Raw genomic sequence first — 1,039 nt, 5'->3', positions numbered from 1 at the left:
ATATACTGCCTGTCATTACATAACAGATAATCATAATTGTTACCGGTGGAATATAACTAACTAATTGTCCCCAACCAGCTGAACCGTGCAAGTATTTAAATCTCAACAAATATGCCAATTCATCATTAGGATGTTGAATCAAATTGCAACGCTGATAAATTGAAGTTCCAATTGAAACACCAATCAGTCCTAAAACATCGATCACCAAGCGCCATACAATTGGAAAATTACTCATCTGCAAAGGATTCATAATATCTGAGAAGAATCCTACCAAATAACTAAATGGTAACGAAAAGAGCAGATTAGATAAGAAAATGTGTCCGTCAAACTTTCCTAACAACAATTGATTAGTAATAGTCACTATCACAGCATAAACAAACAAGGTTGTACCATAACTGGAATGTAAAAGTGACGATATATTGACCGCCGAAGCCGTCCAAACAGCACTTCCCATATTACTATCAATCATCAGCGCATTTGCAAAAGCATCTAAAACAATTGCAAAAATCAAATACCCCAAACGAGTTTTATATCTACCCTTTTCCAAAACTAATCCCCTCGATTTTTCCAATTAATAAGAGCCTAACTACATAAACATCAATTAATTTAATCAAAAATAACAGTATCCATTAAGCCCTTCGATACACACGTGTATCAGCCTTAAAAGACACTGTTATTAGTTTTAATTATTTAATATAAACCAATTAAACCAACAGATACACTAGTCTGGAGCAGCAAAGAAAATGAGCTCAGTAGTGAGATTTTTCTTCGTTACGGAAGACGGAAAGTATAGAGATCAGTTTAATTTAGAGTGAAAACGTTGTCAACGTTATTTACTAGGATGATTCATTTCATCCATACTTAACAAATGATATTTATGTTCATGATTTGGATCATAGGCTTCAATTTGTGCCATCATACCAGTATCTTCATGTTCAAGAATATGGCAATGATACATATAAACACCGAATTTAGTAAATTGAACTGCAATTCTGACAGTTTCACCAGCATTAACACCAACCGTATCTTTCCAACCGTG

Annotated in this window: 2 protein-coding genes; both read right to left on the bottom strand. The window is 34.0% G+C overall.

What is annotated here, in order from left to right; all coding sequences use genetic code 11:
- A partial coding sequence (locus FHL06_RS14215) for a DUF6198 family protein (RefSeq protein WP_153387318.1) occupies nucleotides 1–547 on the bottom strand: 547 nt, incomplete at its 3' end.
- Nucleotides 548–829: 282 nt separating this feature from the next.
- A partial coding sequence (locus tag FHL06_RS14210) for a multicopper oxidase domain-containing protein (protein WP_153387316.1) occupies nucleotides 830–1,039 on the bottom strand: 210 nt, incomplete at its 5' end.

Source organism: Companilactobacillus halodurans, from assembly GCF_009600985.1.
GTDB lineage: Bacteria > Bacillota > Bacilli > Lactobacillales > Lactobacillaceae > Companilactobacillus > Companilactobacillus halodurans.
The sequence above is the reverse complement of the archived record's forward strand: the minus strand, read 5'-3'. Positions and strand labels throughout refer to the sequence as shown.